Source organism: Hymenobacter aranciens (assembly GCF_030580865.1).
Lineage (GTDB): Bacteria > Bacteroidota > Bacteroidia > Cytophagales > Hymenobacteraceae > Hymenobacter > Hymenobacter aranciens.
In genome coordinates this window covers 1-16,961 of the sequence record NZ_JAUQSY010000025.1, presented here as the reverse complement: position 1 = coordinate 16,961, position 16,961 = coordinate 1, and the positions used below count along the sequence as shown (strand labels likewise).

13 protein-coding genes are annotated in these 16,961 nt (G+C 57.0%); 6 read left to right on the top strand and 7 right to left on the bottom strand.

What is annotated here, in order from left to right; translation table 11 throughout:
- Positions 1–24 precede the first annotated feature (24 nt).
- The 3 genes from Q5H93_RS23525 to Q5H93_RS23515 all read left to right on the top strand — a co-directional run bounded on the left by Q5H93_RS23525 (position 25) and on the right by Q5H93_RS23515 (position 1,106).
- A complete protein-coding gene (locus tag Q5H93_RS23525) occupies positions 25–426 on the top strand; it encodes a hypothetical protein (protein WP_305009184.1) in 402 nt (133 codons plus the stop codon).
- A gap of 83 nt (positions 427–509) precedes the next feature.
- Positions 510–674, top strand: a complete 165-nt coding sequence (locus Q5H93_RS23520) for a hypothetical protein (protein WP_305009183.1) — start codon at positions 510–512, stop codon at positions 672–674.
- 45 nt (positions 675–719) lie between these two features.
- Positions 720–1,106: a hypothetical protein gene (locus Q5H93_RS23515; RefSeq protein WP_305009182.1), complete on the top strand. Its 387-nt coding sequence runs from the start codon at positions 720–722 to the stop codon at positions 1,104–1,106.
- A gap of 21 nt (positions 1,107–1,127) precedes the next feature.
- Here Q5H93_RS23515 and Q5H93_RS23510 read toward each other — a convergent pair whose 3' ends face one another.
- Together Q5H93_RS23510 and Q5H93_RS23505 are read right to left on the bottom strand one after the other, a co-directional pair.
- Entirely contained in the window at positions 1,128–2,951 is a 1,824-nt protein-coding gene (locus Q5H93_RS23510) for a malectin domain-containing carbohydrate-binding protein (RefSeq protein ID WP_305009181.1), read from the bottom strand.
- Between the two features lie 3 nt (positions 2,952–2,954).
- Positions 2,955–3,593, bottom strand: coding sequence for a hypothetical protein (locus Q5H93_RS23505; RefSeq protein ID WP_305009180.1), 639 nt, complete (start codon positions 3,591–3,593; stop codon positions 2,955–2,957).
- Positions 3,594–3,838: 245 nt separating this feature from the next.
- On the opposite strand from Q5H93_RS23505, the gene Q5H93_RS23500 reads away from it, so the two are divergent.
- The 3 genes from Q5H93_RS23500 (at position 3,839) to Q5H93_RS23490 (ending at position 7,520) form a co-directional block, all read left to right on the top strand.
- The gene (locus Q5H93_RS23500) at positions 3,839–4,462 is read left to right on the top strand and encodes an N-acetylmuramidase family protein (protein WP_305009179.1); all 624 of its coding nucleotides are present in this window, start codon (positions 3,839–3,841) and stop codon (positions 4,460–4,462) included.
- Between the two features lie 150 nt (positions 4,463–4,612).
- Entirely contained in the window at positions 4,613–5,536 is a 924-nt protein-coding gene (locus Q5H93_RS23495) for a hypothetical protein (protein WP_305009178.1), read from the top strand.
- A gap of 367 nt (positions 5,537–5,903) precedes the next feature.
- Positions 5,904–7,520, top strand: coding sequence for a hypothetical protein (locus Q5H93_RS23490; protein ID WP_305009176.1), 1,617 nt, complete (start codon positions 5,904–5,906; stop codon positions 7,518–7,520).
- 21 nt (positions 7,521–7,541) lie between these two features.
- Here Q5H93_RS23490 and Q5H93_RS23485 read toward each other — a convergent pair whose 3' ends face one another.
- From Q5H93_RS23485 to Q5H93_RS23465, 5 genes are all read right to left on the bottom strand, one after another.
- The gene (locus tag Q5H93_RS23485; protein WP_305009175.1) at positions 7,542–11,258 is read right to left on the bottom strand and encodes a DUF7379 domain-containing protein; all 3,717 of its coding nucleotides are present in this window, start codon (positions 11,256–11,258) and stop codon (positions 7,542–7,544) included.
- A 952-nt stretch (positions 11,259–12,210) separates the two neighbouring features.
- A complete protein-coding gene (locus tag Q5H93_RS23480; RefSeq protein WP_305009174.1) occupies positions 12,211–12,666 on the bottom strand; it encodes a hypothetical protein in 456 nt (151 codons plus the stop codon).
- A gap of 39 nt (positions 12,667–12,705) precedes the next feature.
- Entirely contained in the window at positions 12,706–13,449 is a 744-nt protein-coding gene (locus Q5H93_RS23475) for a ParA family protein (RefSeq protein ID WP_305009173.1), read from the bottom strand.
- A gap of 537 nt (positions 13,450–13,986) precedes the next feature.
- Positions 13,987–15,147, bottom strand: a complete 1,161-nt coding sequence (locus tag Q5H93_RS23470) for a replication initiation protein (protein ID WP_305009172.1) — start codon at positions 15,145–15,147, stop codon at positions 13,987–13,989.
- Between the two features lie 566 nt (positions 15,148–15,713).
- On the bottom strand, positions 15,714–16,313 hold the full coding sequence (locus Q5H93_RS23465) for a TetR/AcrR family transcriptional regulator (protein WP_305009171.1): 600 nt from the start codon (positions 16,311–16,313) through the stop codon (positions 15,714–15,716).
- Between the last annotated feature and the right edge of the window lie 648 nt (positions 16,314–16,961).

Here is a 16,961-nt window from a genome sequence, read left to right as displayed (position 1 = left end):
TTAAATCATTTTTATTTTTTTCAAATGGACATAAATCTCGAATTAAAGAAAAGCTTAGTCGAGCACAATCCTGAACGCCTAGAAGATGCTTTGTACTTTTTAACGCAAGACAATGTGTTTTCAAAAGCAAACACGGAGGTGTTGTGTGAGTTGCTGCTCCAAGATTGGCATTTTAGTCATGAAACTATCGCGCATTATCTGCAGCAATTAAAAGATCCTTTTTCGATACCCTATCTAGCAGCTACAGCTACAAAGCGCTTTGAGTACCTAGCTTATGATGATACGTATCAGCTTGCGAGAAAGTGCATAAAAGCCTTAGCTGCAATCGGTACCAAAGAAGCAATTTCGAGTTTAAACAATATATCCATGAATGAAAACAGTGCAATATCTGGATATGCTAGCAAAGAACTAATAAGAATTAAATAGATATATCCGTTAACAGGTCTTTGCTCGCGTTTTGTTAATCTGCTTTTTCGTCAGAGAGCAGCTTCACGCGCACGTTCAGCTACGTGGCCGGGCGCAACTATCTCGACCACGTCAGCTTCGGCACGGGCTCGGCCGTGCAGTACAAGCACGACAAAGCGGACAATATCGTGCAAGAAAATGGCAGCCGGCACCTGAGTTGGAATGGCAGCCGGCACCTGAGTTGGGACGGGGCCAACCGCCTGCGCTAGTACGTCACCTGGACCGGTCCGAGCCAGGCTAACACCGCGCCGACGGTGCTGGCGCAGTACCTCTACGATGCGGGCGGGCAGCGCACGAAGAAGCTGGTGCAAACCAGCGCCGGCACGTGGCAGGTCACCGTGTACGTGGACGGCGGCTTCGAGCACCGCTATGAGGTCAGCAACGCTACACCCGGTCCGGAACAGACCACGGTGGCCGTGCTCGACGGGCAGAGCCGCCTGTACCAGCGGCGCAGCGGGGATGCGCTGGGCGACCAGCGGCCAGCCGAGCTCTACCCGCTGGCCGACCACCTAGACAGCACGGCCGGGCAGACCGATGCCAGCGGGGGCGAGGTGAGCCGGGAGGAGTACTACCCCTTCGGCGAGACCAGCTTCTCAGGCTACGCCCGGCAGCGTTTCCGATTCTGGCGCTGCTCAGTATAGAAGGCCAGTGTTCAGATAAAGTCACAACACCCGAATGAGTTCTACTGCGCTCAGTATGGGTGTACCAGTGCCCGCTAGCAAGGACAGTACCGTTTGATTATTAGTAACTGTAATCACTGCTTCCTGTTGCAAGGCCGTTCGGTAACCGACGGTCGCCCGAATGTTCAGGTCAGTCAAGACAGTCGTACCATCGAAGCTCACGCTGAAAACTCGTGGACTGCTGCTCATACTTTCATCGTCGTAAAAGTGCATTCGGGCAATATAATTCCCATTGAGCAGCCCGGCCAAGGTCAAAGAGATGGCACCCATGCACATCGTTTGATAGAGGCCCGACTCCCGGGTATCCGTCACTGCATTGGGACTAATGTATGTAACTCCTTGGCTGATGGCCTTCCAGCTGCTGAGGGACGTATCCGTATACGTCGTGCTGCCACAGCGGAAACGATAGCTCAGTGGCTTATCGACAGTAGCTGTGCCCCCCTGATTGGTAGGAACTACCAAAGCTGGGGTGCCGGGCACGGCTTCCAGATGCCAGCTCTTGCCCCCTGGCGAGGTAGTAGCCACCCGGTAATTACCAGCTGTGAGGGCGCCGGCAGCATTTGGGCTAGAGAGCGTAACAATGTCATTCACGGCCCAGCAGTCGATGGCTAGTTCCGTCGGGAAAGTTACCTGTACGACCGTGGCCCCAACGGTAGCATCGTAGCTGAGCGTGCCGCGCGGTGGGTTGTAATTAATAAACCAATTCCGTCGCAACAACGCCGCCAGCTTCTGCCGGGTCGCCAGGTCCACAATGCTGTCATTGGGTTGGTCGGTGGCCGCGAACGAAGGATAAAAAGAGGGGAAACTCATACCCGCCAGATTTAGCGTACGGCTGGTCGTCGCGGGCCGTGAGGTCCGGGTTACGTAGAGGGCATCGACGAGCGCCGCAAATTCGGCACCACCATGCCCGCTAAAAGACAAGTTTAGAATATGTAGCTTCAATGAATTGCGCACCAGTGCCACTAAGCCCGTATCGGTATCATTACCATAGAAGTTCCCGCCTTGCTCCGTCCGGGTCGACAGCCGGTTGTTCTGCAGATTCAACGTCGTCAGGGCCGCGTAGTTGGCGGCTGTGTAGAGGATGTCTTTCGGCCCCGTGCCATTAACGTTTACCGTCACCAGGGTGGGCACGGCCTGCAGGTCGAGCGTATTGAGACGGCTGAAGTAGGGGCTGGTCGTCAAATCTAGGCTGATAAGGGCCGGATAAGCCGGGATGACGAAATCCTTATTCACCATGCGTATTTCCCCCAGCACGATGCTGGAAATGCCTTGGTTCGTGGCGGCCGGCGGAAAAACGAGGTCAGTGATGGTGATAGCGGGCATGTTGATGCCCCCCAGCGCGTGGCACTCGCTTAAATCTAGTGGGGCGCTGACGCTATTAAAGCGCAAAAACGGGGCGAACCCGTTGAAGCTACCCAGCACCTTGCGGAAGGGCATCGAGTATAGCACACAGCTATTGATGTTGGGGTACGGTCGAAAATCTAACGTGCCGACTTCCTCACTGTTAATGCTGAGCAGGTTGGTGCCGCGGCTATCGAAGCCGATGATGTCCGAGGGCAGTCCCGGCATGTACATTTCCAGGTAGCGTCCCGGCTCGGCGACGGCAAATGCTTTGCCGGCAATCCCGACGTTGGCCACATTCTGCCGGTGCCATTGCACCGTTCCATCCGAGTAGACCGTCTTGGCTGTACGGCTGGGTTGTTTGGAAAACAGACCCAGACCGCCCGCTGTGATGTTAGTCTGCGGTGCCAGCAGCAACTTGATAACCGGATACAGGGGCCGGATAGTGCTTACGTTAAAAGCCATGACCTAAGTTGTATACTGAGAAATGGTCACTTCCACCAAGGCCGAACCGGTTACAGCTGCCGGAATAAACGTCAGGTAAATCACCGTTTCATGGTTAGTGTACTGCGGGATAGTCACAAATGCCCCGGATACCAACACGTAATTACCAGGAAACACCGGCGCCGTATTCCCATTATATTGCAGGCGCACGGTGATACCAGCTACGTTGGTCGGGTCGTTGGGCGAGACGAAATGGGCCGCCGTTAGCGCCGTGAGTGTCCGGGCATAGTGGGCGTTTTTATCGAAGCGGACCTTGTTGGTCGTCGTGTCTGGGGCGGCCCGCTGCACGTAAGCAATCTGCGTCAGGATGGCATCGTCGGCCTTCTTTTCCAGCTTGCCCAAGGCCTGTAGCACCGTGTCGCCCTGCCCCAACGCGGTCTGCGTAGTAGCCTTGCTATAGTTGGTCAGATTCAGGTCGCTAGGCTGCAGCGCCACGACCCCCGTTTTACCATTGACGCTTTGCACCGCATCGGTATCCGCTTCCAGCACATCAAGGAGCTCACTCAAAAACGTGCGCAAATCCTGCGCCGTGGTTTTGCCCCCTTGCCCGCCGGTCCTGATGAGAGTTTGTAGTTGGCTGCGTAGCGTATCGTAAGGTTCCATGGGACAGCGGGAAGAAAAGCGGATGATGGAGGCGCAAGTACGGCTCTAAACGCTCGCCATCCAAGGATAGTATGGGCAGAACCCGGAAAAGTTAATGAGCGCAGGCAAAGGGCCGTACTGGCGATTACACTAGTGACCGAAACACTACTTCCCTCTTTCTATCTACTCAATAGGTCAAGCTGCTTTTCCAGACGCTTTACCACCTATATTAGCCGCTGTATTCAGTGCCTACCTCTTTACCTGCAATGAGCCAGAAACTCACTTCCCAGCAACTGACGGCGGCGGCGACTGCCGCCGGCTTTGAGCCCCGAGCCGTTCGCGCGGTCATCAAAGTGGAAACCGGTGGTAGCGGCTACGATAAAACCACCGGCTACTTGCTGATTCAATTTGAGCCGAGCTGGTTTCGGCGGCTGTTGCCGAAGGCGCTGACGACGGCTATCACGGCAGCCTCTACGGCCGTGGCCAAGCAGGCAGCCACGCCAGCGCAGGCCGCGCTGGTCAATGACTGGGTCGCGACGCAGGCCAATGGGGTGGAAGGACAGGTCAAAGAGCGGCTGGCGTTCGATGCCGCCGGCCGCATCGACAAGCACACGGCCGACCTGGCCACGAGCTGGGGCCTGCCGCAAATGATGGGCTTCAATCACCAGGTGTGCGGGTACGCCAGTGTCGAGGCGATGGTCGAGGCGTTCCGGCAATCCGAGGCTAATCAACTCACCGCCATGCTTCGCTTTATCAAAGCCAAGCCAGTGATGGCGGCCGCGCTCAAGAAAAAGGATTGGGGCGTGTTTGCCTATTACTACAATGGCGCTGGCTATAAAGCCTTCAACTATGACAAACGGCTGGCCAAGGCTTACGATTCGCTCGCTTAACGATAACAAGCAGTCAGATTGCTTCTTTTACTGCCGTAGTCAACCAAGCGACGAAGGCAAATCATCGCTTACCGGCTATGTCGTCACTAGCCCCACGTGTCCGCCTTCACTGCGAAGTACACCGCATCTACCTTCAGACACCTCTCCCCAATGGCCGATATCCTCTACGAAGTGCTCCCGTTGGAGCTGAACCTACGCGCCGCGCCGAAGGTCAACCCACGCAATATCCTCACCCGCCTGCGCCAGGGCCAGACCGTGCGCCAGTTGGCGCCCGCGACGGCCGCCGGCTGGTTGCAGGTACAGGCTGACGTGCAGGGAACGGCCGTCACGGGCTTCGCCAAAGCTAGTTTCCTCAAGCGCCTGACGAGCCCGCAGCAAGTACCGTCCCCGCCGGTGGTGCTGCCCAATATTCCCGAGGCTCGCCTGCCCAGCCCGAGCCCGGTTCGCCGCAATTCCGCCAGCGCCGGGGCGCGGGTCTTCGATTTGACGGAGGCCAATCAGCCGGGGCGGCCCGGCCCTACGCCAGCCGACCAAGCACAGCAGTTGGGCAGCATCATTGCCTACCTGGCCGTGGACCGCTCGGCGCGCTACGCCCCCGGGGCCGGCCGGACTTTCTGCAACATCTACGCCCACGACTACTGCCACCTGGCCGGTACCTACCTGCCCCGCGTGTGGTGGACGCGCAAGGCGCTGGTAGTCCTGGCGGCGGGGCAGGCGGTAAAGCCCGCCTACGGTACGACGGTGCAGGAGCTTAATGCCAACAGCCTCTACCAGTGGCTGGACGAGTTCGGGCCGGATTTTGGCTGGCGTCGCTCGGTAGACCTGACTGAGGTGCAACAAGCGGCCAACAGCGGACAGGTGTGCATCATCTGTGCCCAGCGCCGGGACTTGAATACCCCGGGCCATATCGTCGCCGTGGTGCCCGAGACGAGCGCTCACCGGGCCAAGCGCGTGGGCGAGCGTGTGACCACGCCGCTGATGAGTCAGGCCGGGGCACAGAATTTTCAGTACGGGGGCCGCGTGTGGTGGACGGGCGCCCAGTTTGCCCGATTTGGCTTTTGGATTCATGCTTGACCTCTTTTGGAAGGGACTACGTACACAGCGTAACGGCTATGCAGCAGAGTAGTGAAACGCTGTTGTGCGCAACACGCTGTATATTTGTCCTCCCTTCTTAAATCATCATGCCATGCCAGCTCTCACTCCCCCAACTCTTGTGGTGGAATTTCGCAGCGACCAAGCGCGCTTCCAGAGTGCTGCCCACCGCGACCAGCTTGCGAAGATTGTTCGTCAGGCCGACCGGTTAATCGAGCGAGCCGAAGTAGAACGCGACCGGCTCAAAGTGCGCGCCCGACTCTAGCGGTTCAGCTTCTATCTTTCTTTAGTATTTCGTAGCGCCTCATCCGTGGGGCGTTTTTTATTCCTTGTCTACTCCCACGCGTCTGTGGTTACGCCTATTGCCTTTGACGTTCTGCCGTACTCCCCCGATGCCCTGGCCGTGGTGCTCAGCAACGAGTGGGTCGACGCGGCGTCGACGCGGCGCAAGCGCCATTTTCACTATTTCGCCGAGTACTTGGGCAGTGGGGGCGAAAGCCTGCATGCGGCCACCATCGTCGTCGAGAAACCCTACCTCAGCCAGTCCTTTCTCGACGACTACGCCGACTATTACGCGCGCGGTTTCCGCGATTACCCTCGTACGTGTACCCGGGTGCATTTCTTCCGCCACGCGTTTGCGCGCGCCGACCTACTGGCTGCCCTGGCAGACCCGGCCGTCGGCACCGAACTCTGGGCTTCCTACCTGGGCTACGTAGTGGTTAAGCCCCTGCCCGCCCGCCAAATCGGGGCAACCCTGCTGCGGCCCTACCCGGCCACCACGGCCAATCGGCGTCACTATCCGGTTGGCCGGTCTTACGGCGTTAATCTGCTAGGCAAGCAACTGGAAATAACTACGCTTATCTTTCAGGAGCAGGATAGCAACGTCAGCGCCTGTGCCACCACGGCCCTGTGGATGGCGTTCCACCGAACGGCGGGCCTGTTCCAGACTCCCCTACCCTCGCCCTATCAAATTACGGCCGCCGCCCGAACCCTGTTCAACCGCCACGGCCGTAACTTTCCCAGCGCCGGGCTCGACCAGACGCAAATCGGCGAGGCTATCCAGGCCGTGGGCCTAGTCACGGAGCTGCGCACGTATCGCCAGCGCTGGGAAGAGTGGCCCGACGAGGAACGCAGTGTAGAAGAACAGCTGCGGGAGCAACTGCGCGGGGCACAGGGCTTTCTATACGCCTACCTGCGGCTGGGACTACCCATCCTGCTGTTCGTCCTGCTCGATGAAGACCCGCAACAGGGGCACCTCGTGACGGTCACGGGCTACCGCCTGGCGGCCACCCCGGTACCTGCCTCCCCGGAGTTTTCGCTCGTCGCGCACGCGATTGACCGGCTCTACGCCCACGACGACCAGATGGGTCCCTACGCCCGTTATTCCTTTGCCAACGACGGCACGCTGGTGACGCCCTGGCCGGCCGATGCTAATTGGGCCACTGCTAAGCGCTGGAAGACTCATCGGCGAGCTTCGCTCTACAGCATGTTTGTGCCCATTACGGCTCAGGTTCGCATTACGTATGAGCAAGTCTACCGGCAGGTAGCGCTGTTTCAGCAGCTGCTCTCGCCTGATACAGTGCCCGCTGCAGAAGATGTGGTGTGGGACGTGTATCTGGCCCTGAGCAACGACTACAAGGACGAGCTGCGGCGGACACGCCCCGTCACCGAAGCGCCGCTGGAGCGCCTGCTGACCACCGCCCTGCCCAAGTACGTGTGGGTGGCTCGGGCACTGCTGCAGCAAACGCCCATCCTGGAACTGGTGTTTGACGCTACCGACCTGCATACGGCCTTCTACTGTCTGCTGATAAACGTCTTTACCCCCTTACGGGCATCACTGCGCCGCGCCCTGGCCCAGGCCCGCTTCCGCCAGCAACTGCTCCGAGCCCCGGGGTTCGATGCCCGGTTCCTGACCTTGCTCGTGCGCGACCTGGACTTGGTCGTGCCGAATCTGCCACCGGTGTGAAGTGTGCGTCAGTCATACCATTCAGGTCGTCGCAACCGTGGCGTAGGGGTGCCCATATACCACGTAGGAAAGCCAGGTGGGGTCGCCATCCTCGCGGGCACGCTGTCGGGCGGTGGTTACGGCTTCAGCGAGCGGCTGGCCAGCTAATAGTGCCTCGTAGAGTGCTTGGCTAAACGCGCCGGCCGAGGCATCCCCGATAGCCCACAGCGAGCCTAGGAATGCGCCTGCCCCACGCGAAAGAAAGGCCTGGGCAAACCCACCCACGCCCGTGAGCTGATACCCCAGCCGCCCCGCCTGGCAAGCATTCAGCACGACAAGCGGCGTATCGGAGCCAAAATCAGTAAACTGTGCCACAATGGTGCTACCCAGGTACTCCGGCAAATACGCACCATTCTCCAGGCGCCCTTCCAGCAGTAGTTGCGCGTTGGCAATGTTCGCGGCATTGGCCTCGCCGTGGCAGGCAAAATGCAGCAGGTCGATGCCGCCGCCCTGCTGCAAGAGCGTGCGTACGCTCTGGGCCGTGGGCGACACTGCTTTTGCGTGCAGGAAATTGCGCAAGAACTCTTCTTCGTCTTCGGCTCCGGGCAGCACGTAATCCGGGTGCGGGTAGTGCGGCACCACGTAGTAGCGCTTGCCCTTGCGCAGCCGCAGCTGCTGGCGGGGCCAGCCGGCGGCGTGCAGCCAGCGCACCAGCCCCAGCTCGCCGAAGAAGCGTGCCTGCGCTGTCAGGCTGCGGCCCGGCTCGTGCAGGCAAACCAGCTCCCAGGGAATGAACGGTTCCTCGGCAATCACCAGAATACTGCGGATAGCCGCCCGGTGCTGCCAAAGTACTCGTTGCAGGTCGGCTGGTAGTAGCTCGTTAAAAAGAACTCCCCCCAGGGCCTGCAATTCGGCGGCAAAATTGGTTGCGTCGGCGTGGCTGCTCACCCAGCGCTGCTCAATCTCCTGGTAGAGCTGGGCCACGTACGCCTGCCGGTCTCCGGCGAAGGGTTGGGTTTCGCCCCACTGCAGTACGCCCAGGTCGGGCAGCTGCAGCTGGAAGTGATAGCTGAGCTGGCTGCCATTGCGGCGCTCAGTGATAACGAGTTGGTGCAGCGCCGGGGTGGGGGCTGCGGCGGGCGTAACGGGGGCTTCGGCCTGGGTGCGCCGGCCCGCGGCAGTACTGCGCGCCGTAACTACTTCCGGCCGCAGGTGCAGCGTGAGCAGGGGAACCTGATTCTGGCGCACGACCACCCAAACCTCTCCTTCGCCCGTGTGGGTCGCCCGCAGGGTGAAGTACAGGGACTGCGGCGCGCCGGGTGTGGGCGCTTCCACGGTGCGGGTGTACTGGTCGACCGGCTCGACCCACTCAAAATTCACCTTGGGAAGTATCTGCACGGTGAGCGGGGCGCCGGCTGGCACGTCCAGCTGGGCAGCGTCGGCGCCGTTGTGGCCAACCGACGCCAGGGCCTCGCGCGCGACGAGCACCTCTAGTACGGCCGGTCGGCCGACCAGTACCTGTTGCTCCATCTCGGCGCGGAAATGACACGGCGCAGGCATCGGCGTGGGGCGGCGGGCAGCCCGGGTGGGACGGGGACGGGGCGTAGCGGGCGCTTCGCTGCCAGCACCCGCCACGACCTGGTCGGCCCCCACGAAGAAACCCAGCCGCTGCTGGCGGGCCACCCGAGAGGATTGCCCCGCTTCTTCCGCCAGAAACGACGGCAGCAAGCGGCGGCGCAGCACCTCGTCGGCACCCTGACGGGGCGACGCTACTTTACGGGCCAGGGCTGCCAAAGCTGGCCCGTCGGCCCCTGATGCCAGCGGCGGTACTACTCCCGTTGAGCGGCCCTGCTGCGCAATGATAGGCAGCTCTTCAGGAGCAGGGCCGGTAGTGTGCCGTCGGCCTTGCTCCTGCGGAACCAGCAGGGGCTGTAAGGTATCGGGAACAGTACCCGGGGTCAGCACCGGTGAAGGGGTCGTGCGTGCCAGGTGTAGGGCGTCGGCCAGCGAACGACCCGCTGCCGTTTTGGGAAGCGCCAGTAAGTGCTCAGTGGCAAAGGCAAATTCGCGGTGGCCCTCGTCCATCGATTGCTGCACGATAACGTAACTGGGATGTTGCGTCTGGACCAGCTGCAGGGCTTCGCGCACGAGCAGCGTGGCGGGCAGCAAACAAACATCCACATCTACGGAGGCGGGCAGGTCAGCCTCGACGGCGCGGCCCGGCCCGGGAGTGGACTTGGGAGCAGGTTTCCGTTGACGCTTCTCAGTCGGAGTAAGTGGGGGCTGGGGAGCACGCAGGCGCAGCCAGCGCGTCAGGGCATTCGTCACCTCCGGGCGCACGAAATAATTGGTGTGATACACCTGCGGGTTGGTGCCGAAGGCCAGTACATCCTTGAAATACGTGCCAACGCTGGCGTCCAACTGTGTCATGGAGGCAGTGTGGACCACCAGGTCATTGGCCTCCTGCATCAGGGCTCCCATAAAACTGCTGCCCAGCCACTGGAGCAGGCGAGCGGGTAGTTCCCGCGGCTCGTGCACGCCGCCGCGCACCTGGGGCTGAAAATCGGAGGTGATGGCGCAGTAATCGGTCTGCGCAATGGTGGGCTGGCGGGGCTGTTCCTCGTTGAGGCGCGTGATGAACTCTCCTCCTGGCTCCATAGCCGCCAGCCCGGGGGCCAGGCGGTCGGTGACGGCAGTCGTGGCACAGTACTTCACGAAGGCGCCCAGGCTGCGCACCAACTCTTCCAGCACGAGACTTACGGCCGTGGCCTGGGGCATTAAACGCAGCAGCTGACAGGTGGCGGCGGTCAGGTTCGTGTACAGGTCCACCAGGGCCTGCCAGTTCGCTGGGGCGGCCAGCAGGGTTCCTGCGTTGGTCACTCCCACAAATACCACCCGGCCCAGCTGCCAGGTAAAGCTGGTCAGCGGCAGCAGGTGCTCTACCAGGCAGCGAAACACCAATCCCCCACGGCTGTGGGCAACCACGTCTACCCGCGGGGGAGCGGGCCACGTAATAGTCTGCAGGGCGGCAAGTAGGTCACTGGCATTTTCCAGTGGGTCCACACTAAGGGTAGGATGGTCAAATCCCAGCACGAGGTCGTAGTCATTCAGGGCGGCCGTCAGAAAGGTCTGCCCCCAGGGGGTAGCCGTTAGCGCCGTATAGGCCCCTACCGTACTGCTAAACGTGCCGTGTACAAGTAGCAGAATCCGGGCCGGTCGCCCAGTTGGGAGCGGCAATCCGGCAGGATTGGCCACCAGTGTCCAGTTCGCCGGGTTCAGGCTGGCAATGTGCACCAGTCCACGCCGCACATTGCGCTCCAGAAACGTGACGGCCTGGCCCACCACGACGCGGGCCGCAAAGCGGTAGATGAAGGCCTTGATTTTGCCGCGCAGGAAGTCTCCCACAACCCCGCGGCGTGTGGGTTGGTCAGGCGCTGCCTCCGGCAAGGCGGCACTCAGCGGAATGCGCAACTGCACCTGACGCGTAGGTGAAGCTCCCCGCTGGCGACCAGGCCGCGAAGCGACGGCCGGATTCGGCTCGAAATGCCAGGAATAAAAGCCATCCTGTTCCAATAGGATGGCCGCATCCTCCTGCTCAGCCAGGGGGACTACTACCTCTAACGTCGGCGTCCCCTCCCCTACCCCGCGCCGGGCGGCAGTAGGTAGCGGAGAAGTGATAGCCACATGGTCTACCAGAATCATTTCCTGCCGGGCAAATGCTTCCGCCATCGCATCGGGAACAGTGGAAGCCGCTGGCATAGGCATAGGGACCGGACCAAACGCACGCCCAGGCCGGGAGCGGCGTACCGTTGCTGATGAGGCAGTAGCCTCTTCTAGAATGAAATCGGTGGGAAGCGTAAGCTGCACACCGCTAACGCGGCTAGTCGTAGACATAAGCGCTGGATGAAACTGTTGTACCAGCTTCAAATATAAGTGGCAATACGCTACACATCACTTATAAGCAGCACATAATACTAGCTCCATGATTTAGTAAATAAAAGTATAAAATTAAGAAATTATATACTTTTATTTACTATTAATTTCTCCTCTGTTTTTATACTCTCGTTTTATACTACTCCGTTCGTTCAAGTAGTTGTGAAACAGTTCTTACAGAGAAGCTTTCCTTGCCTAGGTAAGGAAAGTGGCAGCAAATACTAGCGTTATACAACCGCTTGAGATAAATAGCATTCGTTCTCCCCCCCCCCCCCCGCATAACTATCCTCTTGCTTCCCCTCGTGAGTAGATGACCCCAAATTTGTAGTCTTATAGTAGCAAGCAGGATGATACCCGGCAAACTTGCGTACGACAAATCAATGATTATCAGTAATTACTTCAGGGAATTGCAACACCTTCGAAGTAAAAATCTACTTTATGCAGCAGTCATTTTTTATTCGCTATCAGTATCTGAAAAATCTGAAAGCGTCAAACAGTAATGCCAACCATATGCAAAATTTTGATAAACAATGAATTACCTTGCAAATTAAGTCATCTCTACCCTGACTAGGATTGGTGCGGTTGGTAGAGTCAACAACTCGGCTTCACGCCATACGACTACAAAAATGGGGTTTCGCGGTGCATGATAAATCCCCGCTATTGTAGAATGGCTCAAAGGGATAGATTGAAACAGTTCTGCTTGCCATTGCTGATGAGATAATTTGCAAAGCAAGATGGCGCTACGACTGAACCTCTTCGGTCTGCCTCGAGCGTCAGGTCAGCGTTTACCCCGGTGTCCTTGCTGAATACGGTCCCGATGTTCCTGCTCCCGGGCTCGGGCCTGGGCCGGCCGCGGCGGCGCGGGCGCCGCAGTAGCGAACAGCAACTCTAGTGCCTCTTGCAATGCTTGTTTCTGCGAGTAGTACACGTCGCCCTGCGTTCGGCGGGCATGAACGTAGTCGCGTAGTTGCTCCAAGTGCCCACGACTCAGCACGAAAGTTTGCCGTACTCCAGCAGATTCTTCCACAGAAGGTGTGATCGTACCAGTGTTACTGGTGTTATCACTATTATCCGTGTTGTGGGTATTGCTTGTGTTTACCGAATCCTCTTTGTCTTCAAGGTTCTGCTTTCGTATAGGCTCGGTGGTTAAATCAAAAAAATCCCGTTCAGAAATAGGTTTGCTTATTTCAGCCGCATCGGCTGGGCGAGTTACGTTTTTGAAAGTTTTGGCCATAACGAATGTCGCGGAACGCTTGAATAGCTAACGATACTTTTAACGAGTGAGTATTTCTTCCAGTAGAGTCTGGTAATCAGCCGCACCGGCGCTACCGGGAGCGTAGGCAAAAATGTCTTGCCCTAAATGCGGAGCCTCGCTCAACGCAATGCTCTCGCGTACTGCCTGCTGTAAGATAAGCCCAGGATACTGCGCCCGCAGTTGTTCTGCTGTTTCCCGTCGTAGCACTTTACGTCCATCAAAGCGTGTGAAGAAAATGCCTCCGATAGTGAGGGCGGGGTTGACCCGACGCTGCACTCGGGTTACTAAGTCAAGCACCTTCTCCAGCCCATCGGCCGCATACAGTTGGGCCTCTAGGGGGATGAACAGCATGTCGGCGCAGGCATAAGCATTCAGGGTAATCAAACCTAATGCTGGTGGACAGTCGAGCAGTACATAATCAAACCGCTCCCGGACGGGTGCCAGCAAGTCTTTGAGCAAAAACTCACGGTCTAGGTCGTTGCCCTTTACTTTTTCAAAACCGGAAAGAGCCGGTGAGCCAGCAACCAGAGCCAAGTTATCGCGCAGGGTGTAGGCGCGTAATGCGTACTCCCCTAGTAAGGCACCATACACGTTCTGCTCGGCGTCCATCACTCCTAAGCCTTTCGTCAGATTAGCCTGCGGGTCTAGGTCAAGCAGTAATACCCGGTGTCCGGCCCGTGCTAGCCCGGCTCCAATATTAGCAACAGAAGTGGTCTTGCCAACTCCCCCCTTTTGGTTTGTAAAAGCGATAATCTTACCCATACTGCAAAGCTACACCACATCAGTGTTACTTGTATTACAGCACTTATAATTATTACCATTATTACTGATGTTACTAGTGTTACTTTCTATTGGTGAGAAAGCTGGACATTTATTACTTCTGCTGGCCCTTACCACGCAACCTTCATTGAGTAAACCAAATCTAGTTGCGTGTTGGCTTGGGCCTGCACTGTGTAATGGCCAGTCTTTGTAGCATTACGGTTCGCACATAGTAGTCTATCGTACCAGCGAGTAAATGTTATCGCATAACATTAGTAACACCAGTAATAATGTATTACTAGCACTACTGCCACGAACCGCCATTGTGACTAAATTTTCCTCCATAACTAAGGAAGGCGCCATCTTCAACGCGGACCGCCCTTTGGCTTTGTACCCGACAGTGGCGCGATAGAGCAACTCTATAGCGCTGGTGAAGCACTCACAAATTCAACGCAGAGCCTGCTACCAAGCGTGAATAGTGTTACCGGTATTACTCGTGTTACACATAAGAACGTTGCTCACTGCACTAACTGAGTACGGTCAGTTCTCCAATGCCTGCAACTGCCGCTGCAACTCATCAATGGTAGCCTGCACATCAGCAATAGCCACTGGCCGGGTTTCGTCCGTGTAGATGACCGCCGTTTTAATGAATCTCTGACTAGTATAAGCGTCTTCCAGAGCACTAAGGAGTCTTTTCCGCTTAGCGCTGAGTACAGGGCTAGCTTTTACGATAGCCGAAGCAGGTGTCTGCTGCGCTTTGCGGTAGTCGTCGAGGAGATAGCCATCCACCAAGGCTTTAAAAACGGCGCCACCCTCCTTTTTAATTTTCCCGGCTTTCACTTGCTTTCGCACGGCATCAAGCACAAACTGCACGTATCCCTCGTCGTATTCGCCTGCTTGCAGCCGAGCCTCTACGGCTGCTAAGCTTTTCACCGAAACACCGATGGAGAGCAGGGCAGACTGCCAGGCTGGCACCGATACCTCAGTAGCTATAGCCTGATTAGAAGCAGGAGGAAAAAGAAATTTGATTTCGACGACTTCGCGCCCTTCTTTGATTGCCTCGTATGTGAATGGCAAGTCTGTCTCCGCCAGCTCCGCTTTGGCACGCTCCAAGACCCGAGCCCGAAAGTTATTAAAGCGGTCGTATTCCTGCTCCAATCCTAAAATAGCTTTTAACTCACTTAATCTGATGATTCGCTTGCCAAAGCTAGCGTATTCGCGTAATAGCCAGTAAATACGGTACGAGTTGGCGCTTTTAAGCTTTAACAGTTCCGTCAGCTGAGCCTTGGTGAAGTTGTCGCGTAGCTGCAGCAGGTAGGGGAGAAGTAAGTCGTTGAATTGGGCTTCGATTAATCCCTCACCTTTGACATAGGTAGCATAAGCTAATAGTGGTAAAACTGTAAAGCTTGGTTGCTTCTGCAATTTACCATCCTGTCCTAGCTGTTCAACGACTAAAGTGCGCCCGCCAAAATCCTTGAGCATACGCCGCATTTGCTCGTAACTGTTTTTGCTGGCCGTACCGCCCATCACCTCTCGCACCGTAACCTGGCACTTGCTAAAAGCAGTGTCATGGCGCTGTACCCGGGACAGCAAAGCCATGAACAAACGGGCTTCATTGGTAGTCAAGTCAAAGCGTGCATTGACTAGCGCATTATGCTGAACAACCAAAGGTTGCGGAGTCAGAGCGGGGTGAACTTCCATGAGAGTAAAGGTAGAATTCTATCAAAAATACGACCTACGCCCTCTCGCGACTACATTTTTTTCACAAAGTAGTCGCGTGACCCCTTTTTTGTAGTCGTATTTCAGTCTTTTCACCCCTTTTTTGTAGTCGCGTGACCCCTTTTTTGTAGTCGCGTGACCCCTTTTTTGTAGTCGCGTGACCCCTTTTTTGTAGTCGCGTGTGCTCTGGGGGAATTAAAAGTCAAAGTGTTACGCGACCAGTAAACTAACTAAAAGCTTTTAAAGAAAATAAACAGCTAGTTTATAAGCAGTTTTTTTGAAAAAATTTTGGACAAGAACAAATGCAAGCTAATATGCTGTCGTGGGGAAGTTTGTCCTACATTTCAGCAGTTTATTCGGAGGGGCGCGACCCCTTTTTTGTAGTCGCATTCACTGATAAAGGACTTCAGTGTGTTGGAAATGCGAGTTTTATATCTACACTCAAGTGCTACACGACTACAAAAAAGGGGTCACGCGACTACAAAAAAGGGGTGAAAAGGCTGAGGCTAGCCTATGGGATGCTGGCACTATTCTCTTCCTATTCTATCCTACAGGTCCAGCCCCCGCCACCAACTCCGAAAGGCCCGCTCCAGCACCGCCGGAGCCGGTTCAGCGGTGGGCAGGGGGGGCCGGGTGAGTAAGTAGTGCAGCGTGGCTTCCCACTGCCCGGCAAACTGGGCCACGGCCAAAGCCTGCCGCGCGGGGTCCGGCTGCCCCCAGTCCTGATATTCCGTGAGCGCATGGGCCACCCGGGCCAGCCAGCCTACGCGGTTTGCCGCGTGCGTGCGCACCACCGCCCCCCGCGGGTCTGCGCGATAGAGCACCCAGTACTGGAATGCGGCCGGGTAAGTCAGCGCTTGCTGGGCTGCTTGCATCCAATATTGCCAGAGCCGGCCCTGGGAGGCATGCGTGAGCCACGCCGGCGGGGTAGAGTGGGGTAGGCCAGGGACCAGTCTATTTTCCAGGCCCTGCTCCACTTCCTGAAAGAGCGCCGCGGTGAGCCCCGCTTTGGTGGGAAAATACCGGAACAAGGTTCCCGTTCCTACGCCGGCAGCGTGGGCAATCTGGGCGGTGGTGCCAGCGAAGCCCTCCGTGGTGAACACATCGAGGGCCGCGCGTAAAATCTGGTGGGAGATGACTTTTTTCATTGCAAGCAGCCAGTAGCGGAGTGACTAGTCTTCTTTACAACTTGCAATGTCCGCATAAATACGCATAAGCCCACGCAAGTCCGCATAAGTCCGCATAAGTGCATGCAGAATACCGGAGCAACTAGTCCGTTTTCAACTAATGGGTGACGTGCTTAGGCTATCTACTTGGGTAAATAGTGGAAAAAGGGTCTGCATGGCCAGTCAGCTCTCATTTCATCCATTATCGCAGCAGTATAGCAAAAAAAGCGCGGTCGTCCACCTCTGGTACTGCTTGCTTTTTTGACTCGTAACAGCTTTCGCAACGCGCTCAGGAGGTCGACTCCGCAGGCGCTGACAAATGAACGCCGAATTACACCCCAATAGGAGGCCGAAATAGCTCCATTCATTGCTGTTTCCAGGTGTACCGAGTAACCCATTGCGTTACTGCCTTTTTCAGCCACCTTTTTGCGGCATTCACGGGTAATCAGAAATGGGTAATCGGTGACTGAAAGGAGGCACTATAAAACAACATGTCTACAAAATAGTTATGAAGGTAGCGGCCCCTGGTTTTGCCCCTGGTTTTGCCCCTGGTTTTGCCCCTGGTTTTGCCCTTGCTGTTGCCCTACGCTAGACCTCTCTCTTATTCTCTCGTTTCGGCCCGCCAGATAT